The organism is Streptomyces sp. NPDC031049 (assembly GCF_055571015.1).
Genome location: NZ_JBVIGC010000009.1, coordinates 121,106 through 147,315 on the forward strand (window position 1 = coordinate 121,106; position 26,210 = coordinate 147,315).

At 73.4% G+C, this 26,210-nt stretch carries 18 protein-coding genes; 12 read left to right on the forward strand and 6 right to left on the reverse strand.

Annotated elements, in window-relative coordinates; all coding sequences use genetic code 11:
• Nucleotides 1–209: 209 nt before the first annotated feature.
• A complete protein-coding gene (locus tag ACZ45Q_RS17295) occupies nt 210–1,136 on the forward strand; it encodes a class I SAM-dependent methyltransferase (RefSeq protein WP_468261451.1) in 927 nt (308 codons plus the stop codon).
• A gap of 71 nt (nt 1,137–1,207) precedes the next feature.
• On the opposite strand, the gene ACZ45Q_RS17300 is transcribed toward ACZ45Q_RS17295, so the two are convergent.
• The 3 genes from ACZ45Q_RS17300 to ACZ45Q_RS17310 all read right to left on the reverse strand — a co-directional run bounded on the left by ACZ45Q_RS17300 (nt 1,208) and on the right by ACZ45Q_RS17310 (nt 5,281).
• The gene (locus tag ACZ45Q_RS17300; RefSeq protein WP_468261454.1) at nt 1,208–2,044 is read right to left on the reverse strand and encodes an aldo/keto reductase; all 837 of its coding nucleotides are present in this window, start codon (nt 2,042–2,044) and stop codon (nt 1,208–1,210) included.
• Nucleotides 2,045–2,139: 95 nt separating this feature from the next.
• Nucleotides 2,140–3,966, reverse strand: coding sequence for an AMP-dependent synthetase/ligase (locus ACZ45Q_RS17305; protein ID WP_468261457.1), 1,827 nt, complete (start codon nt 3,964–3,966; stop codon nt 2,140–2,142).
• 439 nt (nt 3,967–4,405) lie between these two features.
• Nucleotides 4,406–5,281, reverse strand: a complete 876-nt coding sequence (locus ACZ45Q_RS17310) for a LysR substrate-binding domain-containing protein (protein WP_468261460.1) — start codon at nt 5,279–5,281, stop codon at nt 4,406–4,408.
• Nucleotides 5,282–5,427: 146 nt separating this feature from the next.
• Between ACZ45Q_RS17310 and ACZ45Q_RS17315 the strand changes: the two genes are divergently transcribed.
• Nucleotides 5,428–6,477: a bile acid:sodium symporter family protein gene (locus ACZ45Q_RS17315; protein WP_468261462.1), complete on the forward strand. Its 1,050-nt coding sequence runs from the start codon at nt 5,428–5,430 to the stop codon at nt 6,475–6,477.
• Here ACZ45Q_RS17315 and ACZ45Q_RS17320 read toward each other — a convergent pair.
• Genes ACZ45Q_RS17320 through fdhD form a run of 3 tightly spaced genes read right to left on the reverse strand, consistent with a single transcriptional unit; the run spans nt 6,413 to nt 10,508 of the window.
• Nucleotides 6,413–7,642 carry a DUF4185 domain-containing protein gene (locus ACZ45Q_RS17320; protein ID WP_468261465.1) on the reverse strand — a complete coding sequence of 410 codons (1,230 nt, stop codon included), beginning with the start codon at nt 7,640–7,642 and terminating at the stop codon, nt 6,413–6,415. The two genes, ACZ45Q_RS17315 and ACZ45Q_RS17320, sit on opposite strands and share 65 nt — an antisense overlap.
• An 11-nt stretch (nt 7,643–7,653) precedes the next feature.
• Entirely contained in the window at nt 7,654–9,543 is a 1,890-nt protein-coding gene (locus tag ACZ45Q_RS17325) for an exo-alpha-sialidase (protein WP_468261468.1), read from the reverse strand.
• Nucleotides 9,544–9,602: 59 nt separating this feature from the next.
• The gene (gene fdhD / locus ACZ45Q_RS17330; RefSeq protein WP_468261470.1) at nt 9,603–10,508 is read right to left on the reverse strand and encodes a formate dehydrogenase accessory sulfurtransferase FdhD; all 906 of its coding nucleotides are present in this window, start codon (nt 10,506–10,508) and stop codon (nt 9,603–9,605) included.
• Nucleotides 10,509–10,739: 231 nt separating this feature from the next.
• Between fdhD and ACZ45Q_RS17335 the strand changes: the two genes are divergently transcribed.
• The 10 genes from ACZ45Q_RS17335 to ACZ45Q_RS17380 all read left to right on the forward strand — a co-directional run bounded on the left by ACZ45Q_RS17335 (nt 10,740) and on the right by ACZ45Q_RS17380 (nt 26,108).
• Entirely contained in the window at nt 10,740–11,678 is a 939-nt protein-coding gene (locus ACZ45Q_RS17335; protein WP_468261472.1) for a beta-ketoacyl-ACP synthase III, read from the forward strand.
• A gap of 198 nt (nt 11,679–11,876) precedes the next feature.
• The gene (locus ACZ45Q_RS17340) at nt 11,877–13,058 is read left to right on the forward strand and encodes an ROK family protein (protein WP_468261475.1); all 1,182 of its coding nucleotides are present in this window, start codon (nt 11,877–11,879) and stop codon (nt 13,056–13,058) included.
• Between the two features lie 245 nt (nt 13,059–13,303).
• Complete coding sequence (locus ACZ45Q_RS17345; RefSeq protein ID WP_468261478.1) at nt 13,304–14,821, forward strand: sugar ABC transporter ATP-binding protein; 1,518 nt, start codon at nt 13,304–13,306, stop codon at nt 14,819–14,821.
• On the forward strand, nt 14,818–15,837 hold the full coding sequence (locus ACZ45Q_RS17350) for an ABC transporter permease (RefSeq protein WP_468261480.1): 1,020 nt from the start codon (nt 14,818–14,820) through the stop codon (nt 15,835–15,837). The genes ACZ45Q_RS17345 and ACZ45Q_RS17350 overlap by 4 nt, the downstream gene beginning before the upstream one ends.
• Before the next feature lie 17 nt (nt 15,838–15,854).
• The gene (locus ACZ45Q_RS17355; RefSeq protein WP_468261483.1) at nt 15,855–16,910 is read left to right on the forward strand and encodes a substrate-binding domain-containing protein; all 1,056 of its coding nucleotides are present in this window, start codon (nt 15,855–15,857) and stop codon (nt 16,908–16,910) included.
• Nucleotides 16,911–17,002: 92 nt separating this feature from the next.
• Complete coding sequence (locus tag ACZ45Q_RS17360) at nt 17,003–18,274, forward strand: Gfo/Idh/MocA family protein (RefSeq protein WP_468261484.1); 1,272 nt, start codon at nt 17,003–17,005, stop codon at nt 18,272–18,274.
• Between the two features lie 14 nt (nt 18,275–18,288).
• Nucleotides 18,289–19,287: a sugar phosphate isomerase/epimerase family protein gene (locus ACZ45Q_RS17365; protein ID WP_468261487.1), complete on the forward strand. Its 999-nt coding sequence runs from the start codon at nt 18,289–18,291 to the stop codon at nt 19,285–19,287.
• Nucleotides 19,288–19,550: 263 nt separating this feature from the next.
• Nucleotides 19,551–23,255 (forward strand): ThuA domain-containing protein, encoded by a 3,705-nt coding sequence (locus ACZ45Q_RS17370; protein ID WP_468261490.1) that lies wholly within the window; start codon nt 19,551–19,553, stop codon nt 23,253–23,255.
• Nucleotides 23,256–23,376: 121 nt separating this feature from the next.
• Nucleotides 23,377–24,654 (forward strand): inositol-3-phosphate synthase, encoded by a 1,278-nt coding sequence (locus ACZ45Q_RS17375; protein WP_468261492.1) that lies wholly within the window; start codon nt 23,377–23,379, stop codon nt 24,652–24,654.
• Nucleotides 24,655–24,770: 116 nt separating this feature from the next.
• On the forward strand, nt 24,771–26,108 hold the full coding sequence (locus ACZ45Q_RS17380; RefSeq protein WP_468261495.1) for an SCO3242 family prenyltransferase: 1,338 nt from the start codon (nt 24,771–24,773) through the stop codon (nt 26,106–26,108).
• The last annotated feature ends 102 nt before the right edge of the window (nt 26,109–26,210 follow it).

Consider the following 26,210-nt stretch of genomic DNA (forward strand, 5'->3'; position numbering starts at 1 on the left):
AAGCTACTCACAGAACCCCCTCCCCTCTCGGTGCAACAAACACCACCCCCCCCCCCCCCCCCCTCCCCCCCCCCCCCCCCCCCCCCCCCCCCCCCCCCCCCCCCCCCGGTGCGCCCGGGCGGCACTCTTTGCGATTACGGCAACTGGATTTGTCGTATCGCGGTGTGCCGTCGCACGCTGGCGGCATCGCGAGCGAGAGGGTGACCACCATGGCGCACGACCACGACCACCAGCACCACCCGCACCGGCAGGGGCACCACCACGGCCACGACCACGACCACGACCACGGTCACGGCGACGTCGACTGGGCCGCGATGGCCCCGCTGCTCGAGGCGCAGGCGGAGCTGTACACGCCGCTGTACGAGCAGGCCATGGCCTGGCTGGCCCGGGAGGTCACCGAGCCGGGACTGGTCGTCGACGCGGGCAGCGGCCCCGGCGTCGTCTCCTGTCTGCTCGCCGACGCCTTCCCCGGCGCCCGCGTGGTCGCCGTCGACGCTGCCGTACCGCTGCTGGAGCGCGCCCGCGACCGCGCGGAGCGCCACGGCGTGGCCGACCGGTTCGCCACCCTGGCCGGCGAGTTGCCGGGCGTGCTGGACGACCTCGACTATCCCGCGGACCTGCTGTGGGCCAGCCAGAGCCTGCACCACCTGGGCGACCAGCGCTCCGGGCTGGCGGGCTTCGCCGCACGGCTGGCGCCCGGCGGCACCCTGGCGATCCTGGAAGGGGGCCTGCCCGCCCGGTTCCTGCCCAGGGACCTCGGCATCGGGCGGCCGGGCCTTCAGGCGCGGCTGGACGTGGCGCACGAGGACGTGTTCGCCCGGATGCGCGCGGAACTGCCCGGCTCCGTCGCCGAGACCGAGGACTGGCCGGCCCTGCTGGCCGCCGCCGGACTGAAGCACACCGGCACCCGCAGCTTCCTGCTGGACGTGCCCGCCCCGCTCCCCGACCGGGCCCGCGCCTATGTCGCCGAGCACCTGTCCCGGCTGCGCGAGCGGGTCGCCGACGGGGTCGACCCCGACGACCTGGCCACCCTCGACCGGCTCCTCGACCCCGAGGACGAGGCGGGCGTCCACCGCCGCCCCGACGTGTTCCTGCTGGTGGCGCACACCGTGTACACGGCGGTCAAGCCGGCCTGAGCACGCACGGCGGCCCGGCACCCCGGTGCGGGGTGCCGGGCCGCCGTGTGCACGCCGATGGCCGGGGGCCGTCAGTCCGCGTTGAACTCGGCCGGGTCCGGGCCCAGGCGACGGTCCTCGTTCAGCGCGCTGATCGCCGCGAGGTCCTCGTCGTCCAGACGGAAGTCGAAGACGTCGATGTTCTCCTTGATCCGGGACGGGGTCACGGACTTCGGGATCACCACGTTGCCCAGCTGGAGGTGCCAGCGCAGCACGACCTGGGCCGGGGTGCGGCCGTGCTTGCGGGCGATGGCCACGACCGCCGGGACCTCCAGCAGGCCCTTGCCCTGGCCCAGCGGGGACCAGGCCTCGGTGGCGATGCCCTGCTCGGCGTGGAACTCGCGGACCGCGTGCTGCTGGAGGTGGGGGTGCAGCTCGATCTGGTTGACCGCGGGGACGACCGACGTCTCGTCGATCAGCCGCTTCAGGTGCTCCGGCAGGAAGTTGGAGACGCCGATGGCCCGGACGCGGCCGTCGGCGTGCAGCTTCTCGAACGCCTTGTACGTGTCCACGTAGCGTTCCTTGGCCGGCATCGGCCAGTGGATCAGGTACAGGTCCACGTACTCCAGGCCCAGCTTGGCCAGGGACGTGTCGAAGGCACGCAGCGTGGAGTCGTACCCCTGGTCGCTGTTCCAGAGCTTCGTGGTGACGAAGAGATCCTCACGGGCGATGCCGGAGGCGGCGACGGCCCTGCCGGTGCCCTCCTCGTTGCCGTAGATCGCCGCTGTGTCGATGCTGCGGTACCCGGCCTCCAGGGCCGTCGCGACGGACCTCTCGGCCTCGTCGTCCGGCACCTGCCAGACGCCGAAGCCCAGCTGGGGCATCTCGACGCCGTTGTTCAGGATGATCGGGGGGACCTGGCTGCTCACGAGCTGTTGATCCTTCGGTTTGTGGTCAGGTGGTACGCCCATCCTCAACGATCAGGGGGCGCCGTGCATTCCTGACCGGGGAATCCCCTGCCGGCTCACGCCCGGTAGAGGGCCTCGACCTCGTTCGCGTAGGCCTTCTCGATCGCCTTGCGCTTCAGTTTCAGCGACGGGGTCAGCAGCCCGTGCTCCTCGGTGAACGGCTGGGCGAGGATCCGGAACGTCCGGATCGACTCGGCCTGCGAGACCAGGGTGTTGGCCGCCACGACCGCGCGGCGCACCTCGGTCTCCAGATCCGCGTCGCGCACCAGCTCGGCCGGGGTCATCCGGGGCTTGTTGCGCATGGTCAGCCAGTGCTCCACCGCCTCGTGGTCGAGGGTGACCAGGGCGGCGACGTAGGGCCGGTCGTTGCCGACGACGAGGCACTGGCTGATCAGCGGATGGTCGCGGACCCGCTCCTCCAGCGGGCCGGGGGAGAGACTCTTGCCACCGGAGGTGACCAGGATCTCCTTCTTGCGGCCGGTGATGGTGAGATAGCCGTCCTCGTCGAGGCTGCCCAGGTCGCCGGTGGCCAGCCAGCCGTCGAGCAGGGTCTCGTCGGTGGCCTCGGGGTTGTTCAGATAGCCCTGGAAGACGTTGGCGCCGTGCAGCCAGATCTCGCCGTCCTCCGCGATGTGCACGGTCACGCCCGGGACGGGCCGGCCCACGGTGCCGTACCGGGTGCGCTCGGGCGGGTTGGCGGTCGCCGCCGCCGTGGACTCGGTCAGGCCGTACCCCTCGTAGATCTGTACCCCGGCGCCCGCGAAGAACAGCCCGAGCCGCCGGTCCATCGCCGAGCCGCCGGACATGGCGTTGCGGATCCGGCCGCCCATCGCGGCGCGCACCTTGGTGTAGACGAGCTTGTCGAAGAGCTGGTGCTGCATCCGCAGGCCCGCCGACGGCCCGGGCCCGATGCCCCAGGCCTTCTCCTCCACCGCCTCGGCGTACCTCACCGCCACCTCGACGGCCTTCTCGAACGCACCGGCCCTGCCCTCCTTCTCGGCCTTGCGCCGGGCGGCGTTGAACACCTTCTCGAAGATGTACGGCACGGCCAGGACGAAGGTCGGCCGGAACGCGGCCAGGTCGGGCAGCAGCGCGGCGGCGTTCAGCTGCGGCTGGTGCCCGAAGCGGACCCTGCCCCGGATCGCCGCGACCTCGACCATCCGCCCGAAGACGTGCGCGAGCGGCAGGAACAGCAGGGTGGAGGCCTCGTCGCCCTTGCGGGAGTGGAACACCGGCTCCCACCGCCCGATGACCGTGTCCGCCTCGAACATGAAGTTGCCGTGCGTCAGGACGCAGCCCTTGGGGCGGCCGGTGGTGCCCGAGGTGTAGATGACGGTGGCGACCGTGTCGGGCGTGACCGCCTGGCGGTGGCGGTGCACCACCTCGTCGTCGAGGTGGGCGCCGGCCTCGTACAGCTCCTGCACGGCGCCCGCGTCGAGCTGCCACAGCTGCCGCAGCCCGGGCAGCCTGCCGATGATCGTGGCCATGGTCATGGCGTGGTCCTCGTGCTCCACGACCGCGGCACAGACCTCGGCGTCGTGCAGCATCCAGAAGCACTGCTCGGCCGAGGACGTGGGGTAGACCGGCACCACCTGGGCACCGATCGTCCACAGGGCGAAGTCGAACAGGGTCCACTCGTAGCGGGTACGGGACATGACGGCGACCCGGTCGCCGAACCGGACGCCGCGGGCCAGCAGGCCCTTGGCCAGGGCGAGCACCTCGTCGCGGAACCCGGCGGCGGTCACGTCCCGCCAGCGGCCGTGCTCGTCCTTGCGGCCCAGCGCGACACGGTGCGGGTCTTCCTCGGCATACCGGAAGACCACGTCGGCCAGACCGCCCACCGGCGGTGCCGCCGCGGACGGAGGGCTCGTGAACTCGCGCAAACCTCGCTCCCCGCTCCTCGTGACGCCCCGCCCAGCGCCGTGAAAGCTACCTCACGCCGGGTGGCGGTGGGAGGGGCGCCGACCGGGCCCCGCGCCCGCGCGGGCAGGGGCGGGCGACGGGAAATGGGCGCACATGGGGAAGGGTCGGACAGATTCCTGACCGTTGAGTAAGTTTCGGAGCCGTAACCTCCACCGAATCTGTACAAGCCGCGTACCCGCGGGTCGGTCGGGTCCCCGGGGCGGTGGCGGGCGCCGGGCGGACTCCGGGCGGGTGCCGCCGGGCGGTTTCCGGGTTCGCGGGCCGGTCCGGTGGCCGGGTGCGGCGGGCGCCGGGCGCATGTCGCCGGGCGGGTTGTGGGGCGGGGTGTCGGCGGGTGCCGGCCGGGGCTGCGAGGCCGCCGGGGCGGCCGGTGGAGGCCGGGAGGGACCGGGCGGGGGTTCAGCGGCGGGCGGCGGGGGCGTGGAGGCGGTCGCCGGCTGTCAGGACCGCTCTCGCCAGGGCGTCCGCCGCCTCCTGGGCGCTCGTGGGCCGGTGGCCGGTGGCCAGGACGAAGTCGACGCGGCCCAGTTCCGGCAGCCCGGCGCGCTCCGGCATCCGCACCAGACCCGGCGGGATCAGCCCGTGCGAGTGCGCCATGACGCCGAGGCCGGCGCGGGCCGCCGCGATCAGCCCGTTGAGGCTGCCGCTGGTGCAGGCGACCCGCCACGGCCGGCCCTGCCGCTCCAGCGCCTCCAGGGCGAGCGCCCGCGTGATGCCGGGCGGCGGGTAGACGATCAGCGGCACCGGACGGTCGGGGTCCAGCCGCAGCCGCTCCGCGCCGATCCAGACCAGCCGGTCGGGCCAGACCAGCCGCCCCCGCCGGTCCTCGGGCCGCCGCTTGGCCAGCACCAGGTCCAGCTTCCCGGCGGCCAGCCGCTCGTGCAGGGTCCCGGACAGCTCCACCGTCAGCTCCAGGTCCACCTCGGGGTGGTCGTGCCGGAAGCCCTCCAGGATCTCCGGCAGCCGGGTGAGGACGAAGTCCTCCGACGCCCCGAAGCGGAGCCGGCCGCGCAGCCGGGTGCCGGCGAAGAACGCCGCCGCCTGCTCGTGCGCCTGAAGGATCCGGCGGGCGAAGCCCAGCATGGCCTCGCCGTCCTCCGTCAGCTCCACCGAGTGCGTGTCCCGGGTGAACAGCGCACGCCCCGTGGCGTCCTCCAGGCGCCGCACGTGCTGGCTCACGGTGGACTGGCGCAGTCCGAGCCGCCGGGCGGCCTGCGTGAAACTCAGCGTCTGCGCCACCGACAGGAAGGTCCGCAGGTGGGTGGGGTCGTACACGGCTGCCATCCTAGGCCTGCTCATCATGGAACGCGATGACAGTCAGAGCGGTGTACCGGTTTCCCGATCGCCGGGCCGACGCGCACCATGGTCACGGTCCCCGCGCCCCCGGGGGGACCGTGACCCGAGCGAGCAAGTGGAGAACCGTGACACGCCTGCGACCGCGGCGCCGACCGCCGATCGACCCGTACCTCCTGCTGCTCCTCGGGACCGTCGGCCTCGCCGTGCTGCTGCCCGCCCGCGGCACCGCGGCCGACGCGGTCTCCGGCGCCTCCACGGCCGCCATCGCCGTGCTGTTCTTCCTCTACGGCGCCCGGCTCTCCACCCGCGAGGCACTGGACGGACTCAGGCACTGGCGGCTCCACGTCACCGTGCTGGCCTGCACCTTCGTCGTCTTCCCGCTGCTCGGCCTGGCCGCCGGCGGACTCGTCCCGGCGATCCTGAGCGACCCCCTCCACCAGGGCCTGCTCTTCCTCACCCTGGTCCCGTCCACCATCCAGTCGTCCATCGCCTTCACCTCCATCGCCCGCGGCAACGTGCCCGCCGCGATCTGCGCCGGCTCTTTCTCCTCCCTGGCCGGCATCGTCCTCACGCCGTTGCTGGCCGCCGCGCTCCTGGGCGGCGCCGGCGGCTTCTCCGCCGACTCCCTGCTGAAGATCGTGCTCCAGCTGCTGGTGCCGTTCCTCGCCGGGCAGCTGCTGCGGCGCTGGATCGGGGGGTTCGTCGTCCGGCACAAGAAGGTGCTGGGGCTGGTCGACCGCGGCTCCATCCTGCTCGTCGTCTACGCCGCCTTCAGCCAGGGCATGGTGGAGGGCGTCTGGCACCGGGTGAGCCCCGCCGGGCTCGGCGCGCTGCTCGTGGTCGAGGCCGTGCTGCTGGCCCTGATGCTCGCGCTGACCTGGTACGGCGCCAAGGTGCTGCGCTTCGGACGCGAGGACCGCATCGCGATCCAGTTCGCCGGCTCCAAGAAGTCTCTCGCCGCCGGACTGCCCATGGCCGGCGTCCTCTTCGGCGCGCAGGCCTCGCTGGCCGTGCTGCCGCTGATGCTGTTCCACCAGATGCAGCTGATGGTGTGCGCGGTCATCGCCGGACGCCGTGCCCGCGCCGCCGCGGCGGACGCCCCCGCCGAGGTCACCGGACCGGGGCCAGACGCAGCGTCACGAACCGCGGCCGGTACAGCGACACGTTCCGGCTGAGCTGCGCCGCCGCCCCGGTCGTCTCCAGCCAGTTGACGTCGTAGCTCAGCACCAGCCGCCCGTCCTCGCTCAGCACGGGATGCGTCTGCGGGTTGTACGCCGCGACCTCCCCCTCGGGCAGCGGCGGCCGGAACCGCGCCGCCGGGCCGTGCCACGGGCCCGTCGGGGAGCAGGCCCAGTACGCGGCGACCGTCGTCAGGCCCTCGGTGCCCGCGGCCATGGTGAACAGCACGTACGTGCCGCCGGTGCGGACGACGGAGAACGCGCTGCCCACACCGGTGCGCCGCCCGTCGCCCAGCACCGGCCGGGGAGGTGCCCCCGCCGCCCAGGCCGTGCCGGTCCAGTACCGCCAGGCGGCGGGGTCCGCGAGCCGGCCCTCCGGCACGCGTGCGACGTACGCGTGGGAGACCGGGCCGGAGCCCGCCTGCCGGTCGTCACCGCCGAACACGTACGTGAAGCCGTCCTCGGCCAGCAGTGTGGTGCCGAACAGCACCCGCCGGGACGGGTCGGGCACCAGCCGCTGGTCGAGCACCGGCACCACCGACTCCAGCCGCAGCCCCGGCAGCGACAGCGTCGCCACCTCCGTCGCGGTCGGCACCCCGTAGATCCACGGCGCCGAGCCGGCCGTACGCACCCACAGCAGCACCCTGAGGACCTGCTCCGAGGCGCCGGGGGAGCGGGGCTCGACCCGGGCCGCGACCGGCCAGCGCCACTGGTCGGGGGCCGGGTCGGTGAAGAGCGGGGCGGGCAGGGTGCGCTCGGGCCGGCCGTCGCGCATCACCACCGCCGAGTTGCGCACCAGCGGGGCCGTGGTGTCCCGCCAGGCGTAGGACTCGCCGACCGGGTTGGGCGGGGCGTGCACCCGGCCCAGGAAGGTGTCGGAGAACAGCCACAGCACCCGGCCGTCCGGCAGCCGCACCGAGTGCGTGCCGTCGCCGCCGGTCCAGTCGTCGGTGCGGGAGGAGTCGTCGCCGTACCGGGCGAACGCCCCGGTGAGCCGCTGGTCGGGCTTCCAGGCGGCCACCGTGTGCGGTGCGCAGCCGCCCCCGCCCTCCCGGGCGCCGTCGTCCGGCAGGGCGGTGAGCAGGACGGCCGCGAGAACCAGGGCCAGCAGCAGGCCGAGCCCCGTCCCCCACCGGCGTCGGGCGCGTGCGTCGTCGGGCACGCTCCGCGACGTTAGCCGCTCGCGGCCACCCGGTCCATGGGCAGGTGCAGGACGGTGTCCCCGGCCGCCGACGCCGGGTCGCCGGCGGCGATCTCCGCGTCGGTCAGCGCCCGGTCCCAGACGTGCACGTCGTCGACGGCGCCGGCGAAGTGGGCCCGGCCGTCCGTCCGGGTGCCGACGTGCACCCCGAACGGCGAGTTCCGGCTGACCGAGCCCGGCACGTCCGCCGTGCTCACCCGCGCACCGTCGACGCTCAGCGTGAGCCGCCCGCCGCCCCGGCGCAGCACCGCCCGGTGCCACGCGCCGTCGTTGTGGGCGCGGTCGGTGCGCACGTACGCCGACCGGGGCGCCGACGCGCCGTCCCGTACGGTGATCAGCCCCTGCACCCGGCCGTGCGCGGGCTCCGCGCGCAGCCAGACCTGGGGCTGGCGTACGCCGACACCGCCCATCCACAGCAGCGGCTGCTCCCCTTCCGCCGCGGTGTACCGGAACCACAGGGACACCGTGAAGTCACCGTCCCCGAGCGGCAGTCCGGGGCGGTACGGCAGGCGTACGGAGTCGTCGGCGCCGTCGAGCGCGAGGGCGGCGCCGACCGCGCCGTCCGTCGTCCGGGCGCCGCCGAGGACGGCCGCGGGCAGCGCACCGGGCGCCAGGTCCGGGGTGGCCGGGTCGGGTCCGCGGCGCGGCCGGAGCCACTCCTCGGTGAACCGGGCGAACCGGATCTCGTCCCGTGCGTCGGCCGCGCCCGCCTCGTACAGCAGCCCCACGGCGGAGCCGCCGACGGCGACCATGTCGGAGTAGCCGGCCCAGTCCCGGGTCACGATCGCGGCCCGGTCCGGGGTGTCCCAGGTGGCGCCGCCGTCGTAGGAGGAGCGGACCGCCATCGTCCGGCGGCGGTCGGGGTCGGCCGGCGCGGACAGCAGCAGACGGTCGCCGAGGCGCAGCAGTGCGCCCTGCACCTGCGGGGTGTAGAGGTCCGGGAGGGCGCGGAAGGGCGCGGCGAAGGAGCCGCCGCCGTCCCGGCTGACGGCCTGGGCGCGGTGGCCGAGGTCGGTGCCGTTCTCCTCCCGGCCGCTGACCAGCAGTGAGCCGTCGGCGCGTTCGACGAGGGTGAGTTCGGAGGGTTTGAGGCGGTGGGTGCCGTCGGGGGAGTGGCGCCCGGTGTCGGTGGCGCCGATCCGCCAGGTGTCGCCGCCGTCGTCGCTGACGACGAGGGCCGCGTGGTTGGCGGTGATCCGGGTGCCGTCGAAGGTCTCGGCGTTGACGCCGAACACCAGCCGCCCGGCGTGGGCGCCCCGGGTGAGCTGGACGCCGTGCACCGGGCCGGTGGCGTACCAGGAGTTCCAGTCGGGCGGCAGGATCTGGGGGCTCAGGTCGCGCGGCGCCGACCAGGTCGCCCCGTCGTCGTCGCTGTACTGGAGGTGGGGGGTGCGGTCGCAGGGCACGTCGCAGTTGCCGCTGTCCGTGCGGCCGGTGTTGTACGTCTCGGCCAGCAGGATCCGCCCGGTGGCGCGGTCCACGACCGGCGCCGGGTTGCCGTGGGTGTCGCCGCCGCCCTCGTTGACGACCGTCAGCGGTCCCCAGGTGCGGCCGCCGTCGGTGGAGCGCTTGAGGACGATGTCGATGTCGGCGGCGTCCCCGCAGTTGAGGACCCGCCCCTCGGCGAAGGCGAGCAGCGTGCCCTTGGTGGTGCGCACGATCGCGGGGATCCGGAAACAGGCGTATCCGGGGTCCCGGCCGGCCTTGAACAGCACCTGCTGGGTGAACGGCGCCTCCTCGCGGCGCGGCTGGGCCTGCGAGGGCTGGGCGGTGGCGGTTGTGGTGGCCAGGGCCAGCAGGGCGGCGAGGGCGGTCAGCGGCGCCCTGGCCGAGCGCGGGCGGGAGGGGGGAGAGGACGGCATCAGAAGCGGTCTGCCCTTCAGGCGGCTGGTGGGGAGCCGGTCGTCGGGGCATCAGTAGATCAAGACATGGATGTCCGATCCGTCTGGTTCGCGGTGCGGGGGGTGCGCGTGTCGCCCGTGGGGGCCGGGGCGGCGGTGTCCAGGGCGATGCGGTCCTCGCCCGCGTACACGTTCATGGAGCCGCCGCGCAGGAAGCCCACCAGCGTCAGATCCGACTCCGCGGCCAGGTCGACGGCCAGCGAGGACGGCGCGGAGACCGCCGCCAGCATCGGGATGCCGGCCATCACCGCCTTCTGCGCCAGCTCGAACGAGGCCCGGCCCGACACCAGCAGGATCGTCCGGGACAGCGGCAGGGCGCCGTTCTGGAGGGCCCGGCCCACCAGCTTGTCGACCGCGTTGTGCCGGCCCACGTCCTCCCGGACGTCGAGCAGTTCGCCGTCCGGCGCGAACAGGGCCGCCGCGTGCAGGCCACCGGTCCGGTCGAAGACCCGCTGGGCGGCCCGCAGCCGGTCGGGCAGGCCCGCCAGCAGGTCCGGGGTCACCCGGAGGCGGGGGGTGTCCGCGATCGGCCGCCGGGCCGCCGTGCGCACCGCGTCGAGGCTGGCCTTGCCGCACAGACCGCAGGAGGAGGTCGTGTAGACGTTCCGCTCCAGCGTGATGTCCGGGACCTCGACGCCCGGGGCGGTCTGCACGTCCACCACGTTGTAGGTGTTGGCGCCGTCGGCCGTGGCGCCCGCGCAGTACACGATGTTGCGCAGCTCGCTCCGCTCGCCGAGCACGCCCTCGCTGACCAGGAAGCCGGCGGCGAGCGCGAAGTCGTCGCCGGGGGTGCGCATGGTGATGGCGAGCGGTGCGCCGTTCAGCCGGATCTCCAGGGGCTCCTCCGCGACGAGGGTGTCCGGGCGGGTGGACACCGCCCCCTCGCGGATGCGGATGACCCTGCGGCGTTCCGTGACCCGTCCCATGCGCTGATCAGCCCCGGTCTCGTCGTCCTGGCGGCCGAAACGGCCCTGGGTACCGAGGGTGCCACGGGCGCCCGGCCCGCCGTGCGACGGGGCCGCCGCGTGGCGGACGGGGCTGACCGAAGCCGACAAGCCGGCCGTCCGTTTCCTGTCACTTCACCTGCCCTCGTACCGACCGGTCACTGATCAGACTGGTGGCCCCCGTACCCGAGGCACCGAGGGGGACGCCCACCCATGAACGGCTCGCGCATCACCGCCGTCGGCCACTACCAGCCCACGCGGGTCCTCACCAACGAGGACCTGGCGGCCGTGGTCGACACCAGCGACGAGTGGATCACCTCCCGCGTGGGCATCCGCACCCGCCGGATCGCCGGGCCGGACGAGCCGGTCGACGAGCTGGCCGCGCACGCCGCCGCCAAGGCGCTGGCCTCGGCCGGAGTGGCCCCCGCGGACGTGGACTACGTGCTCGTCGCCACCTCCACCGCCGTCGACCGCTCCCCGAACACCGCCGCCCGCGTCGCGGCCCGCCTCGGCATCGCGTCCCCCGCCGCACTGGACCTCAACGTGGTGTGCGCGGGCTTCACCCACGCCCTGGCCACCGCCGACCACGCCGTCCGCGCGGGCGCCGCGAGCCGGGCGCTGGTGATCGGGGCCGACAAGATGTCCGACGTCACCGACTGGACCGACCGCACCACCTGTGTGCTCGTCGGCGACGGGGCGGGGGCCGCCGTCGTGGAGGCCGCCGCCGAACCGGGCATCGGGCCCGTGCTGTGGGGTTCGGTGCCCGAGATGGGGCACGCCGTGCGGATCGAGGGCACGCCGCCGCGGTTCGCGCAGGAGGGGCAGAGCGTGTACCGCTGGGCGACCACGCGGCTGCCGGCCATCGCGCGCCAGGTGTGCGAACGGGCCGGACTGCACCCGCGGGACCTCGCCGCGGTCGTCCTCCACCAGGCCAATCTGCGCATCATCGAACCGCTCGCCGAGAAGCTCGGCGCGGTGAACGCCGTGGTCGCCCGCGACGTCGTGGAGTCCGGCAACACCTCGGCCGCCAGCATCCCGCTGGCCCTGTCCAAGCTGGTGGAACGCGGCGAGGCCCGCTCCGGGGACCCGGTGCTGCTCTTCGGGTTCGGCGGCAACCTGTCGTACGCGGGTCAGGTCGTCCACTGCCCCTGAGCGAACCGGCGGACGCCTCCCCCGGACCCCCGGCCGACGGGTCTTTGTCCTGTCAGTGGAGAAAGTTGGCAGCAATTCATGCGCGACTTCTTCCCACACCGGGCGCCCACTGCTACGTTCCCTCCGAAAGCAGGCCACGGACGTGGCCGGAAACCGGCACGCGCAGGCCATTGAGGCGGGGAGGGGCTCGTGAGACGGATGACGGCACGACCCGCGAACGCCCATCAGGCCCGGCTGCTGAAGCTGCTGCGTGACGGCGGCCCCAACTCCCGCGCCCAGCTGGGCGACCAGGTCGACCTCTCCCGGTCCAAGCTGGCCGTGGAGGTGGACCGGCTGCTGGAGACGGAGCTGGTCGTGGCCGACGGACTCGCCGCCTCCCGCGGCGGGCGCCGCTCGCACAACATCCGGCTCAACCCCGGACTGCGTTTCCTCGGCGTCGACATCGGCGCGACCTCGGTCGACGTCGCCGTCACCAACGCCGAGCTGGAGATCCTCGGGCACATCAACCAGCCCATGGACGTACGCGAGGGGCCCGTCGCGGTCTTCGAGCAGGTGCTCTCCATGGCCGCGAAGTTGAAGGCCTCGGGAGTCGCGGAGGGCTTCGACGGCGCCGGCATCGGCGTCCCGGGGCCGGTCCGCTTCCCCGAGGGCGTGCCGGTGGCTCCGCCGATCATGCCGGGCTGGGACGGCTTCCCCGTGCGGGAGGCGCTCAGCCAGGAACTCGGCTGCCCGGTCATGGTCGACAACGACGTGAACCTGATGGCGCTGGGGGAGCAGCACGCGGGTGTCGCCCGCACCGTGCACGACTTCCTCGTCGTCAAGATCGGCACCGGCATCGGCTGCGGCATCGTCGTCGGCGGTGACGTCTACCGCGGTACGACGGGCAGCGCGGGCGACATCGGGCACATCCAGGCCGTGCCCGAGGGCCGTCCGTGCGCCTGCGGCAACCGGGGCTGCCTGGAGGCCCACTTCAGCGGCGCGGCACTGGCCCGCGACGCCACGGAGGCCGCCCAGCAGGGCCGGTCGGGGGAACTGGCGAGCCGTCTGGAGACGAACGGCGAGCTGGACGCCGCCGACGTCGCCGCCGCGGCCGCCGCCGGGGACGCCACCGCCCTCGAGCTGATCCGGGAGGGCGGGACCCGCACCGGTCAGGTCATCGCCGGCCTGGTCAGCTTCTTCAACCCGGGCCTGGTGGTGATCGGCGGCGGGGTGACCGGCCTCGGCCACACCCTGCTCGCCGCGATCCGCACCCAGGTCTACCGCCAGTCGCTGCCCCTGGCGACCGGCAACCTGCCCATCGTCCTGGGCGAGCTGGGTCCCGTCGCCGGAGTCATCGGCGCGGCCCGGCTCATCAGCGACCACCTGTTCTCACCCGCGTAACCGGCACCGTCGTACCGCACTTCCGGCACCTCGTACCGCACCTCCGGACCCGCGCACCGCCCCGCTCCGCCTTGCCCTGCCCCGACAGCACCGCATCACCGCGCCGCACCGCACCTCACCCGCCCCGCTCCGCGCTGCCCTGTCCCGACCCACCGCGCCGCCCCGACCCGCTCAGCCCTGCCCTGCCCTGCCCTGCTCAGCCCTGCCCTGACACCGGCCCGCACCGCCCGCCGAGGGGACCTCACATGGCACCAGAACCACCCCTGCTCACCATGTCCGGCATCACCAAGTCGTTCCCGGGAGTCCGGGCCCTGGACGGCGTCGACCTCGACGTCCAGGCCGGCGAGGTGCACTGCCTGCTCGGCCAGAACGGCGCCGGCAAGTCCACGCTCATCAAGGTCCTGGCCGGCGCACACCAGCCCGACACGGGCACCATCCACTGGCGCGGCGAGCCCGTCACCCTCCGCTCGCCCATCGCCGCCATGCGCCTCGGCATCGCCACCATCTACCAGGAACTCGACCTGGTGGAGCACCTGTCGGTCGCCGAGAACGTCCACCTCGGCCATGAGCCGACCGCCGCCGGTTTCGTCGTCCGCACCGGCGCGGCCCGCGAGTCCACGGCGCGGCTGCTGCAACGGCTCGGGCATCCCGAGATCGACCCGGCGCGCCTGGTGGGGGAGTTGTCGGCGGCCCAGCAGCAGATCGTGTCCATGGCACGGGCGTTGTCCCACGACGTACGGCTCATCGTGATGGACGAGCCGTCGGCCGCCCTCGACCCGGACGAGGTCGACAACCTCTTCCGCATCGTCGGCGACCTCACCGCCGAAGGCGTGGCCGTCGTCTACATCTCGCACCGCCTGGAGGAGATCCGCCGCATCGGCGACCGGGTCACCGTCCTCAAGGACGGCCGGGCCGTCGCCCGGGGGCTGCCGGCGAAGTCGACCCCGACCAGCGAGGTCGTCGCCCTGATGACCGGCCGCAACGTCGAGTACGTCTTCCCGGAGCGGGCCGCCGCGCCGCCGCGGGCCGAGCCGGTCCTCACCGTCCGCGGCCTCGCCCGCGACGGGGAGTTCGAGCCGCTCGACCTGGCGGTGCGGCCCGGCGAGATCGTCGGGCTGGCCGGGCTGGTCGGCTCCGGCCGGTCCGAGATACTGGAGACCGTCTACGGCGCCCGCAAACCGACGGCCGGTCAGGTCCTCGTGGAGGGACGACCGCTGAAGCCGGGCAGCGTCCGGGCCGCCGTCCGCGCCGGCCTCGGGCTCGCGCCGGAGGAACGCAAGGCGCAGGCCCTGCTGATGCTGGAGTCCGTCACCCGCAACGTGTCGGTCTCCTCCATGTCCCGCTTCGCGCGCGGCGGCTGGATCGACCGCGGTGCCGAACTGGGGGCGGCACGCGCGGCGACCCGCGAGCTGTCGCTCAGGCCCGACAACCCGTCGGTGCCGGTGCGCACCCTGTCCGGCGGCAACCAGCAGAAGGCCGTCCTCGCGCGCTGGCTGCTGCGCGGCTGCCGGGTCCTGCTGCTCGACGAACCCACCCGCGGCGTCGACGTCGGCGCCCGCGCGGAGCTGTACGCGGTCGTCCGGCGCCTGGCCGACGAGGGCCTCGCCGTCCTGCTGGTCTCCAGCGAGGTGCCCGAGGTGCTCGGCCTCGCCGACCGCGTGCTGGTGCTGCGCGAGGGGCGCGTCGTGCACGAGGCGCCCGCCCGCGAACTCGACGAACACCGCGTACTCGACCTCGTGATGGAAGGAAGCCCGGCGTCATGACGCAGCACGTGTCCCCGCCCCGGGACGGCACCGGCAAGGCGGCACCGGCGGACGGGCCGCCCGCCTGGCGGGGCGTGATCGCCCGCGCCGACGTCCGCACCCTGTCCCTGCTCGGCGTGCTCGCCGCCCTGGTGATCATCGGCGGCATCACCAAGCCCGACCAGTTCCTGGACACCCGCAACCTGCAACTCGTCCTCACCCAGGCGTCCGTCATCGGCGTGGTCACCGTCGGCATGACCTTCGTGATCATCTCCGGCGGCATCGACCTGTCCGTCGGCGCCATCGTCGCCCTGGCCTCGGTGTGGGCGACGACGGTCGCCACCCAGGAGTACGGGTTCGTCGGCATCCTGTTCACGGCCGTCGTGGTCGGCGTCGGCTGCGGCCTGGTCAACGGCGTCCTCATCGCCTACGGTGCGATGGTCCCGTTCATCGCCACGCTGGCCATGCTGGCCTCCGCCCGGGGCCTGGCCCTCCAGATCACCGACGGCCGCACCCAGATCGTCACCGTCGACAGCGTCCTGGACCTCGGGCTGCGCAGCTCCTACGTGCTCGGCATCCCGCCGCTGGTCCTGGTCTTCGCCGCCGTCACCGTCATCGGCTGGCTGGTGCTGAACCGCACCACCTTCGGGCGCCGCACCGTCGCCGTCGGCGGCAACGCCGAGGCCGCCCGGCTGGCCGGCATCGACGTCCGCCGCCAGCGGCTGTACCTCTACCTGCTGTCCGGGCTGTGCTGCGGCATCGCCGCCTTCCTGCTGATCGTCCTGTCCGGCTCCGGACAGAACACCAACGGCAACCTCTACGAACTCGACGCCATCGCCGCCGCGATCATCGGCGGCACCCTGCTCAGCGGCGGACGGGGCACCATCGTCGGCTCCGTCCTCGGCGTCCTGATCTTCACCACCATCACCAACATCTTCGCCCTGAACAACCTGCAGAGCGACGTCCAGCAGATCGCCAAGGGCGCGATCATCGTCGCCGCCGTGCTGGTCCAGCGCCGTACCGCGAGCACGACCTGAGGAAAGGGTTCACCGCCATGCCAGAGCACATGCCTTTCGCGAGCCGCAGAGGGCTGCTCTTCGGAGCCGCCGCCGTGTCCGCCGGTGCCTTCCTCACCGGGTGCACCAGCAACGAGCCGAGCGACGGCGACGACAAGCCGGCCGCCAACGACCAGCCCGCCGCCGACGACAAGCCCGGCAAGCAGGTCACGATCGGCTACGCCGGCCCGCTCGCCGACCACGGCTGGCTCAACGCCATCAACGACCAGGCCAAGGGCCGCGCCGAGAAGTACTCCGACGTCACCCTCGAGGTCACCGAGGGCTCCAACGACACCGCCCAGCAGATCGGCCAGATCGAGACCCTCATCAACAAGAAGGTCGACGTCCTGGTGGTGCTGCCCGCCGACGGCAAGGCGCTCACCCAGGTCGGTCTGAAGGCCATGCGGGCCGGCATCCCCGTGGTCAACCTGGACCGCGTCTTCAACACCCCGCAGGCCTACCGCTGCTGGGTCGGCGGCGACAACTACGGCATGGGCCTCAACGCCGGCCACTACATCGGCGAGAAGCTCAAGGACAAGCCGAACGCCAAGGTCGTGGAGCTGGCCGGGCTGGACAACCTGGAGCTGACCAAGCAGCGCACCCAGGGCTTCGACGACGCCCTGAAGAACTACCCGAACATCAGGAAGGTGGCCCGGCAGGCCGCCGAGTTCACCGTCGAGTCGGGGCAGTCCAAGATGGCCCAGCTGCTCCAGGCGCAGTCGCAGTTCGACGCGCTGTGGAACCACGACGACGACCAGGGCGTGGGCGCCCTGCGCGCCATCGAGCAGGCCGGCCGCGACGACTTCCTGATGGTCGGCGGCGCGGGCGCCCTCTCGGCGTTCCAGGCCATCAAGCGGGACGACGGCGTGCTGAAGGCGACGGTCCTCTACCCGCCGACCATGGCCGCCTCCGCCATCGACCTCGCCCGCGCCCTCGGCCAGGGCAAGGGCATCGGCGGACTCGCCGAGTACGAGATCCCGGCCTCGATCACCCTCTACTCGGCCGTCGTCGACAAGGAGAACGTCGACCAGTACATGTCCACCGGCTTCAAGTGAGGCCCGCCGGGGCGCCCGCCCCACGAGCCTGACCAGCTCACGGGGCGGGGGCCCACCCCCCACAGCGCACCGACGACGAGGAGGACATCCGCATGGGACAGCCGCAGCAGCCCGAGGGGGCCGGGGCACAGTCAGCCGCCACCACCGGGACCGGGGCAACGGGGGCGACGGCGACCGCACGGCCACTGCGCATCGGCATGGTGGGCTACGCCTTCATGGGCGCCGCCCACTCCCAGGGCTGGCGCACCGCGGGCCGGGTCTTCGACCTGCCGCTCACCCCCGTGCTGGCCGCGATCTGCGGGCGGGACGCCGACGCCGTCCGGGCCGCGGCCGACCGGCACGGCTGGGCCGCGGCCGAGACCGACTGGCGGGCCCTGATCGAACGGGACGACGTCGACCTCGTCGACATCTGCACCCCCGGCGACAGCCACGCCGAGATCGCGCTGGCCGCGCTGGCCGCCGGCAAGCACGTACTGTGCGAGAAGCCGCTGGCCAACACCGTCGCCGAGGCCGAGGCCATGACCCGGGCCGCCGGCGAGGCCGCCGCCCGCGGCCAGGTGGCGATGGTCGGCTTCAACTACCGCCGGGTGCCCGCCACCGCGCTCGCCCGGCGGATGATCTCCGAGGGCCGGCTCGGCAGGCTGCGGCACGTGCGCGTGGTCTACCTCCAGGACTGGCTGGTCGACCCGAAGGCGCCGCTGACCTGGCGGCTGCGCCGGGAGCAGGCCGGCTCCGGCGCGCTCGGCGACCTCGGCGCGCACATCGTCGACCTCGCCCAGTACCTGACCGGCGAACACCTAGCCGGCGTCTCCGCCCTCACCGAGACCTTCGTCCGCGAACGCCCGCTGCCGGGCGGCGCCGCCCAGGGACTGTCCGCCGCATCGGCCGACGGCACCACCGGCGAGGTCACGGTCGACGACGCCGCCGTCTTCACCGGCCGCTTCCCCTCCGGAGCCCTCGCCACCTTCGAGGCCACCCGCTACGCCACCGGCCGCAAGAACGCCCTGCGCATCGAGATCAACGGCGAGCGCGGCTCGCTCTCCTTCGACCTGGAGCGGCTCAACGAGCTGGCGTACCACGACGCCACCGAGCCCGGGGAGCACGCCGGTTTCCGCACCATCCTCGTCACCGAGCCCGAACACCCCTACCTCGACGCCTGGTGGCCGCCGGGCCACGGCCTGGGCTACGAGCACACCTTCGTGCACCAGGCCCGCGACCTCCTCCACGCCGTCGCCCACGGCAGCCGGCCCCAGCCCTCCTTCGCCGACGGACTCCAGGTGCAGCGGGTGCTCGCCGCCGTGGAGGAGAGCGCCGAGAAGAACTCCGTCTACACCCCGATCGCCGTCCCGTCCGACGCCGCCTGAGGAGGCCGAAGCGGATGCCCCGCAACTTCACCCTGTTCACCGGCCAGTGGGCGGACCTGCCCCTGGAAGAGGTCTGCCGCCTGGCCCGCGACTTCGGCTACGACGGCCTGGAACTCGCCTGCTGGGGAGACCACTTCGAGGTCGACAAGGCACTGGCCGACCCCTCTTACGTCGACTCCCGCCACCAGCTGCTGGACAAGTACGGCCTGAAATGCTGGGCCATCTCCAACCACCTGGTCGGCCAGGCCGTCTGCGACGCCATCATCGACGAACGCCACCAGGCCATCCTGCCCGCCCGCATCTGGGGCGACGGCGACGCCGAGGGCGTACGGCAGCGGGCCGCCGCCGAGATCAAGGACACCGCGCGGGCCGCCGCCCGGTTCGGCGTCGACACCGTCATCGGGTTCACCGGCTCCGCCATCTGGCATCTGGTCGCCATGTTCCCGCCCGCCCCCGAATCCATGATCGAGCGCGGCTACCAGGACTTCGCCGACCGCTGGAACCCGATCCTGGACGTCTTCGACGCCGAGGGCGTCCGCTTCGCCCACGAGGTCCACCCCAGTGAGATCGCCTACGACTACTGGACCACCCGGCGGGCCCTGGAGGCCGTGGACCACCGGCCCGCCTTCGGCCTCAACTTCGACCCGTCCCACTTCGTGTGGCAGGACCTCGACCCCGTCGGCTTCCTGTGGGACTTCCGCGACCGCATCTACCACGTCGACTGCAAGGAGGCCCGCACCCGCCTCGACGGCCGCAACGGCCGCCTCGGCTCCCACCTGCCCTGGGGCGACCCGCGCCGCGGCTGGGACTTCGTCTCCGCCGGCCACGGCGACGTCCCCTGGGAGGACGTCTTCCGGATGCTGCGCTCCATCGGCTACCAGGGCCCGGTCTCCGTGGAGTGGGAGGACGCCGGCATGGACCGGCTCCAGGGCGCCCCCGAGGCCCTGACCCGTCTCAAGGCCTTCGACTTCGAGCCCCCGAGCGCCTCTTTCGACGCGGCGTTCAACAGCTGAACCACCCGCCCGGCAGGCCGGGAAACGGGGCCGGCGCCACCGCGCCGGTCCCGGGTCAGGCCTGCCCATATCCCGCTTTGTCCAGAGTTGGGAAAAAGTTCAACCGGTCCGGGCCCAAGGGGTGTTGGACCCGGAAGAACGCGGTTACCGTCCCTGAAGTGCTCAGGGCAGCCACGCCTCCGGGGTGACGGCGCACCCCGGCGCCCGCACCGCACGTCTTCGCACCCGTTCCGTACGGCTCCACCCGTTCCCGGAGGGACTTCGTGCACAGAAACACACGCAGAGGCACCAGGGCCACCAGACGCCCAGGGCTTCGTACCACCCTCGCCCTCTTCACCGGCCTGATGCTGGCCGTGGGCACCCCGGCGACCGTCGCCGGCGCCCAGCCGGCGGCCGACGAGCCGGCCGCCGCCGAAGGGCAGTTCCAGCAGGTACCGCTCGCCAAGGGCGAGCCCGAGATGGGCGAGCCGATGTCGCTCGCCGTGCTCCCGGACCGCAGCGTCCTGCACACCTCCCGCGACGGCACCCTGAGGATCACCGACCAGGGCGGCGTCACCAAGATCGCCGGCAAACTGGACGTGTACAGCCACGACGAGGAGGGCCTCCAGGGCGTCGGCGTCGACCCGGACTTCGAGAACAACCGGGCGATCTACCTCTACTACGCCCCGCCGCTCGACACCCCCGCGGGCGACGCCCCGGAGACCGGCACCGCCGAGGACTTCGCGAAGTTCGACGGCGTCAACCGCCTCTCCCGCTTCGTCCTCAACCCCAACGGCACACTGGACCTGTCCAGCGAGAAGAAGGTCCTGGACGTCGCGGCCTCCCGCGGCACCTGCTGCCATGTCGGCGGCGACATCGACTTCGACGCCGAGGGCAACCTGTACCTGTCCACCGGCGACGACACCAACCCCTTCTCCTCCGACGGCTACACGCCGATCGACGAGCGGGACAACCGCAACCCGGCCTTCGACGCCCGCCGCACCTCCGGCAACACCAACGACCTGCGCGGCAAGATCCTGCGCATCAAGGTCGCCGAGGACGGCTCGTACACGATCCCGGAGGGCAACCTCTTCGCTCCCGGGACCGACAAGACCCGTCCCGAGATCTACGCGATGGGCTTCCGCAACCCGTTCCGGATGAGCGTCGACGACAAGACCGGCACGATCTACGTCGGTGACTACGGCCCCGACGCCGGCGCCGCCGACCCCAGCCGCGGCCCGGCGGGGCAGGTCGAGTTCGCCAAGGTCACCGGGCCCGCCAACTTCGGCTGGCCGTTCTGCACCGGCGCCAACGACGCCTACGTCGACTACGACTTCGCCACCGGCGCCTCCGGTGAGAAGTTCGACTGCGACGCCCCGAAGAACACCTCCCGGCACAACACCGGCCTGGTCGACCTGCCGCCGGCCCAGCCCGCCTGGATCCCGTACGACGACGGTTCGGTGCCCGAGTTCGGCACCGGCTCCGAGTCCCCGATGGCCGGCCCGGTCTACCGCTACGACCCCGAGCTGGAGTCCTCGGTGAAGTTCCCCGAGGAGTTCGACGGGGACTTCTTCGCGGGCGAGTTCGGCCGCCGCTGGATCAAGCGGATCGAGCAGAACGCGGACGGGTCCGTCGCGAAGATCAACGACTTCCCGTGGACCGGCACCCAGATCATGGACATGGAGTTCGGTCCCGACGGCGCGCTCTACGTCCTGGACTACGGCGTCTCCTGGTTCCAGGGCGACGAGCACTCCGCGCTCTACCGCATCGAGAACGCCGAGGACGGCTTCTCCCCGATCGCCGAGGTCAGCGCGGACAGGACGTCCGGCGCGGCCGGGCTGAAGGTCAAGTTCACCGCCACCGCCAAGGACGCCGACTCCGCGGAGCTGACCTACAGCTGGGACTTCGGCGACGGCACCACGGGCGAGGGCCTGACCCCCACCCACCAGTACAAGAAGGTCGGCACCTACACCGCGACCTTCACCGCGAGGGACCCCGAGGGCAACACCGGCAACGCCAGCGTCCGCATCGTCGTCGGCAACACCGAGCCGAAGGTGAAGATCGAGGTCCCGGGCAACGGCAGCCTGGCCGCCTTCGGCGAGCCCGTGCCCTTCAGGGTGACCGTCACCGACCCCGAGGAGACCGTCGACTGCTCCAAGGTCAAGGTCGCCTACAGCCTCGGCCACGACTCCCACGCCCACGAGCTGACCAGCGAAATGGGCTGTGAGGGCACCCTCAACCCGCCGCCGGGCGACGGCGGCCACGACCCCAACGCCAACATCTACGGCGTCGTCGGCGCCAGCTACACCGACGGCGGGGCCAACGGCCAGGAGGCCCTCACCGGCACCGCGCGCACCGTGATCCAGCCGCTGCACCGCCAGGCCGAGCACTTCTCCACCCAGCAGGGCGTGTCGGTCATCGACAAGACCGGCGCCAACGGCGGCAAGACCGTCGGCGACATCCACGACGGCGACTGGATCTCCTTCACCCCCTACCGGTTCGACGGGCAGAAGAAGCTGACCGTCCGCGCCTCCTCCGGCGGCTCCGGCGGCTTCGTCGAACTGCGCACCGGCTCGCCCACCGGCAAGCTGCACGGCTCGGCGTACATCCCGCCGACCGGCGGCTGGGAGACGTTCCAGAACATCGACGTACCGCTGCGCGGGCTGCCCTCCCGCACCACGGAGATCTACCTGGTCTTCCGCGGCGGCGACGGCGCGCTGTACGACGTCGACGACTTCGAGTTCTCCAAGGACCCCTTCAAGAAGGGCAAGAAGGTCCTGGTCTTCTCCAAGACGGCCGGTTTCCGCCACGACTCCATTCCGGCGGGCATCGCCGCGCTGAAGGAACTGGGCGCCCCGGCCGGCATCACGGTCGACGCGACCGAGGAGGCGAGGCAGTTCACCACCGCCAACCTCGCCAAGTACGACGCCGTCGCCTTCCTGTCCACCACCGGTGACGTGCTCAACACCGAACAGCAGAAGGCGTTCGAGAACTACGTCAAGAACGGCGGCGGCTACATGGGCATCCACGCCGCCGCCGACACCGAGTACGACTGGGAGTTCTACGGCGGCCTCGTCGGCGCCTACTTCGACTCGCACCCGGCCATCCAGAAGGCCACCGTGCGCGTCCACGACCACGACCACCCCTCCACCGCGCACCTGGGCGACACCTGGGAGCGCACCGACGAGTGGTACAACTACCGCACCAACCCGCGTGAGCAGGCCAAGGTCCTCGCCACCCTCGACGAGACCACCTACGAGGGCGGCACCATGAAGGGCGACCACCCGATCGCCTGGTGCCAGAGCTACGGCGGCGGACGCTCCTTCTACACCGGCGGCGGCCACACCAAGGAGTCCTACGCCGACGAGGCGTTCCGCAGCCACCTCCTCGGCGGCATGCAGTACGCCACCGGCCAGGTCAAGGCGGACTGCAAGCCGAGCAAGGGCTACCGGGACATCTTCAACGGCCAGACCCTGGACGGGTGGAAGCAGGCCGGCCCCGGCCGGTTCGTCGTCAAGGACGGCACCATGGAGTCCGAGGGCGGCATGGGCCTGCTCTGGTACCAGGCCAAGGAGCTGAAGTCGTACTCCCTCAAGCTCGACTGGAAGATGCAGGGCGACGACAACTCCGGAGTCTTCGTGGGCTTCCCCGCCTCCGACGACCCCTGGTCCGCGGTGAACAAGGGCTACGAGATCCAGATCGACGCCACGGACGCGCCCGACCGCACCACGGGCTCCGTCTACTCCTTCAAGTCGGCGAACATCAAGGCCCGTGACCAGGTCCTGCGTCCGCCCGGCCAGTGGAACTCCTACGAGATCAAGGCCCGGGGCGAACGGCTCCAGGTGTTCCTCAACGGAGTCAAGATCAACGACTTCACCAACACCGACCCCGAGCGGAGCCTGACCGACGGCTACATCGGCCTCCAGAACCACGGCCCCGACGACCAGGTCTCCTTCCGCAACATCCAGCTCAAGGAACTGCCCTCCTAGGGCACCAGAACGGCGGCGGGCGGAGGACGCCGGACCTCCGCCCGCCGTCTCCCCGGGCGCCCCGCCCGGCTCCCCGCTTCCGGCGCCCGCACCCGGTTCGCGTACGACAAGGAGGCTGCCCATGTCCGCCGAACCGTCTCTCCCCGTCCCCTCCCCGGCCCCGCGCTTCGGCGTCTGGCTCATCGGGGCGCGCGGATCCGTGGCCACGACCGCGATCGCGGGCTGCGCCGCCGTCACCGCGGGGCTCCACCCGCCGACCGGCATGGTCACCGAGAACCCGCCCTTCTCGTCCTGCGGCCTGCCATCGTTGTCGTCCCTCGTCTTCGGCGGCCACGACACCGTGGACTGCCCCCTGCCCAAGCGGGCCGAGCACCTCGCCGCCGGCGGCGTCCTGCCGCACGGGCTGCCGTCGGCCGTGCACGCCGAACTGGCCGCCGCCGACCGGGAGATCAGGCCCGGCGGCCCCCTGCCCGGCGACACGGACGGTCCCTCGGCCCGGACCCAGGACGAACTGATCGAGGTGTTCACGGCCGACATCCGCGACTTCGTGCGCCGCCGGGGCCTCGCGGGCGCCGTCGTGGTCAACGTCGCCTCCACCGAGCCCGCACCCACCGACGGCACGCTGCCGCCCAGCTCCCTCTACGCGGCCGCCGCCCTGCGCGCCGGCTGCGCCTACGTCAACTTCACCCCGTCGGCGGGCCTGCACCACCCGGCGCTGGCCGACGCGGCCGCGAGGGCGAGCGTCCCCCACGCGGGCCGCGACGGCAAGACCGGGCAGACCCTGCTGCGCTCCGTCCTCGGACCGATGTTCCAGCAGCGGGCCCTCGCCGTGCGCGCCTGGTCCGGCACCAACCTCCTGGGCGGTGGCGACGGTGCCGCCCTCGCCGACCCCGCAGCGGCCGCCGCCAAGAACGCGGGCAAGGAACGGGTCCTCGCCGACACCCTCGGCGCCGCGCCCGAGGGGGAGGTCCACATCGACGACGTGCCCGCGCTCGGCGACTGGAAGACGGCCTGGGACCACGTCGCCTTCGACGGGTTCCTCGGCTCCCGGATGATCCTCCAGACCATCTGGCAGGGCTGCGACTCGGCGCTCGCCGCTCCGCTCGTGCTGGACCTGGCCCGGCTGACGGCCCGCGCCCAGGAGCGGGGCCTGTCCGGCCCGCTGCGCGAGCTGGGCTTCTACTTCAAGGACCCGGTCGGCGACGGCCCGTCGGGCCTGACCGAGCAGTACGCGGAGCTGCTGCGCTTCGCTGCGCGGCTGCGGGACGGTGCCGATGGTGCCGTCTGGGCCGGCGGTGGTGTCGGCGGCGGTGTGAGCGGTGTCGGTGGTGCCGGTGACGGCGGCGGTGACGGGGAGCGGTTGCGGGACGGTGCCGACGGTGACGGGGGGCGGCGGTGAACCGCGCCGTCGCCGGGGCGCAGGGGTCGCCGGGACCGGGCGGGTCGCCCGGACCGGCCGGGGCTCCCGGAGCGGCTGGCGCTCCCGTGCCCGCCGGGGCTCCCGGAGCGGCTGGGATGTCCGTGCCTGCCAAGACGCCGCCCGTGCCCGCCGAGACGCCCGTGCCTGCCGAGACCGCCGTGCCCGCCGGGGCACGCGGGCCGGCCGAGGAGCCCGTGCCGGGGCCGGATGGGTCGCCGGCGGGCGACAGGGCACCGCACGGGCCCGTTGGCTCCGGCGGCACCGCGCCCCGCAGCCCGCGCCTCCCCTCCCGTTCCGCGGACGCCTGGGCCGAACTGCTCCGCCTGCCGGCGCTGTTCACCGTCCCCGGTGACGCCCTGGCCGGAGCGTCGGCCGTGGGCGCGCGGCCCGGACCGCGCACCCTGCTCGCCATCGGCTCCTCCCTCTGCCTGTACGAGGCCGGCATGGTCCTGAACGACTGGGCGGACCGTGCCGAGGACGCCGCCGAACGCCCCCACCGCCCGATCCCGTCCGGCCGGGTCCGTCCGGCCGCCGCCCTCGCCGCCGCCTGCGGCCTCACCGGTGCCGGCCTGGCGCTGGCCGCCCGGGCGGGGCGCCCGGCGCTCGCGGTCGCCGCGCCGCTGGCGGCGACCGTCTGGGCATACGACCTCGCCCTGAAGCACACGCCCGCCGGCCCCCTGGCCATGGCCGCGGCCCGGGGCCTCGACCTGCTCCTGGGCGCCGCGGCCACCGGCGGCGGCACCCGGGCCGCGCTGCCCTCGGCCGCGTTGCTGGGCACGCACACCCTGGCGGTCACGGCCGTGTCCCGCCGCGAGACGACCGGCGGTTCGGCCCTGGCCCCGCTGGCCGCCCTCGCGACGACGGGAGCGCTGGCCCGGCTGGTCACCCACCGCCGTACCCGACTCCCGGCAGGCCGGCGGGCAGCAGCCGCCCCCGGCCTGCCGGGCACCAACCCGGCCCCCGACCTGCCGGGCACCACCCAGGCGGCCCGTCGGCCGGGCACCACCCAGGTGGCCGGTGGGTCACGCATCAGCCAGGTGGCCGGTGGGCTAGGCGTCAGCCAGGTGGCCGGCAGGCCGGGCGTCAGCCAGGTGGCCGGTCTGCCGGGCATCGCGCCGGCCCCCGGTCTGCCCGGGCTGCCCGGCGGAACCCCGGCGGACCGTGCCCGCCGGGCCACGGCCGCCCTCACCACCGCCTTCGCCGCGGCGTACGCCGCCACCGCGGCGCGCCCCTGCTTCCACGCCGCCCTCAACCCCTCGCCCCCGCTCACCCAACGGGCCGTGGGCGGCGGCATCCGCGCCATGGTCCCCCTCCAGGCCGCCCTCACCGCCCGCTCGGGCGCGACCGTCACGTCCTTGCTCGTCGCGTCCCTGGCACCGGCCGGCCGGAGATTCGCGAAGCGGACGAGCATGAGGAAGGTGAGCATCACGTGAGCCGGGACGCACACCGTTCGACGGTCCCCGGGCCGGTCCCGGACGCGGACGACACACCGCCACCGCTTGCCGCCCTCCGCTTCGGGTACGGCACCAACGGAC

Excerpts from the sequence above, each read along its gene's own strand:
- ACZ45Q_RS17295 (WP_468261451.1), top strand. The coding sequence starts at position 210 with ATGGCGCACGACCACGACCACCAGCACCACCCGCACCGGCAGGGGCAC.
- ACZ45Q_RS17325 (WP_468261468.1), bottom strand. The coding sequence starts at position 9,543 with ATGCCGTCCTCTCCCCCCTCCCGCCCGCGCTCGGCCAGGGCGCCGCTG.
- fdhD (WP_468261470.1), bottom strand. The coding sequence starts at position 10,508 with ATGGGACGGGTCACGGAACGCCGCAGGGTCATCCGCATCCGCGAGGGG.
- ACZ45Q_RS17335 (WP_468261472.1), top strand. The coding sequence starts at position 10,740 with ATGAACGGCTCGCGCATCACCGCCGTCGGCCACTACCAGCCCACGCGG.
- ACZ45Q_RS17340 (WP_468261475.1), top strand. The coding sequence starts at position 11,877 with ATGACGGCACGACCCGCGAACGCCCATCAGGCCCGGCTGCTGAAGCTG.
- ACZ45Q_RS17345 (WP_468261478.1), top strand. The coding sequence starts at position 13,304 with ATGGCACCAGAACCACCCCTGCTCACCATGTCCGGCATCACCAAGTCG.
- ACZ45Q_RS17350 (WP_468261480.1), top strand. The coding sequence starts at position 14,818 with ATGACGCAGCACGTGTCCCCGCCCCGGGACGGCACCGGCAAGGCGGCA.
- ACZ45Q_RS17355 (WP_468261483.1), top strand. The coding sequence starts at position 15,855 with ATGCCAGAGCACATGCCTTTCGCGAGCCGCAGAGGGCTGCTCTTCGGA.
- ACZ45Q_RS17360 (WP_468261484.1), top strand. The coding sequence starts at position 17,003 with ATGGGACAGCCGCAGCAGCCCGAGGGGGCCGGGGCACAGTCAGCCGCC.
- ACZ45Q_RS17365 (WP_468261487.1), top strand. The coding sequence starts at position 18,289 with ATGCCCCGCAACTTCACCCTGTTCACCGGCCAGTGGGCGGACCTGCCC.
- ACZ45Q_RS17375 (WP_468261492.1), top strand. The coding sequence starts at position 23,377 with ATGTCCGCCGAACCGTCTCTCCCCGTCCCCTCCCCGGCCCCGCGCTTC.
- ACZ45Q_RS17380 (WP_468261495.1), top strand. The coding sequence starts at position 24,771 with ATGTCCGTGCCTGCCAAGACGCCGCCCGTGCCCGCCGAGACGCCCGTG.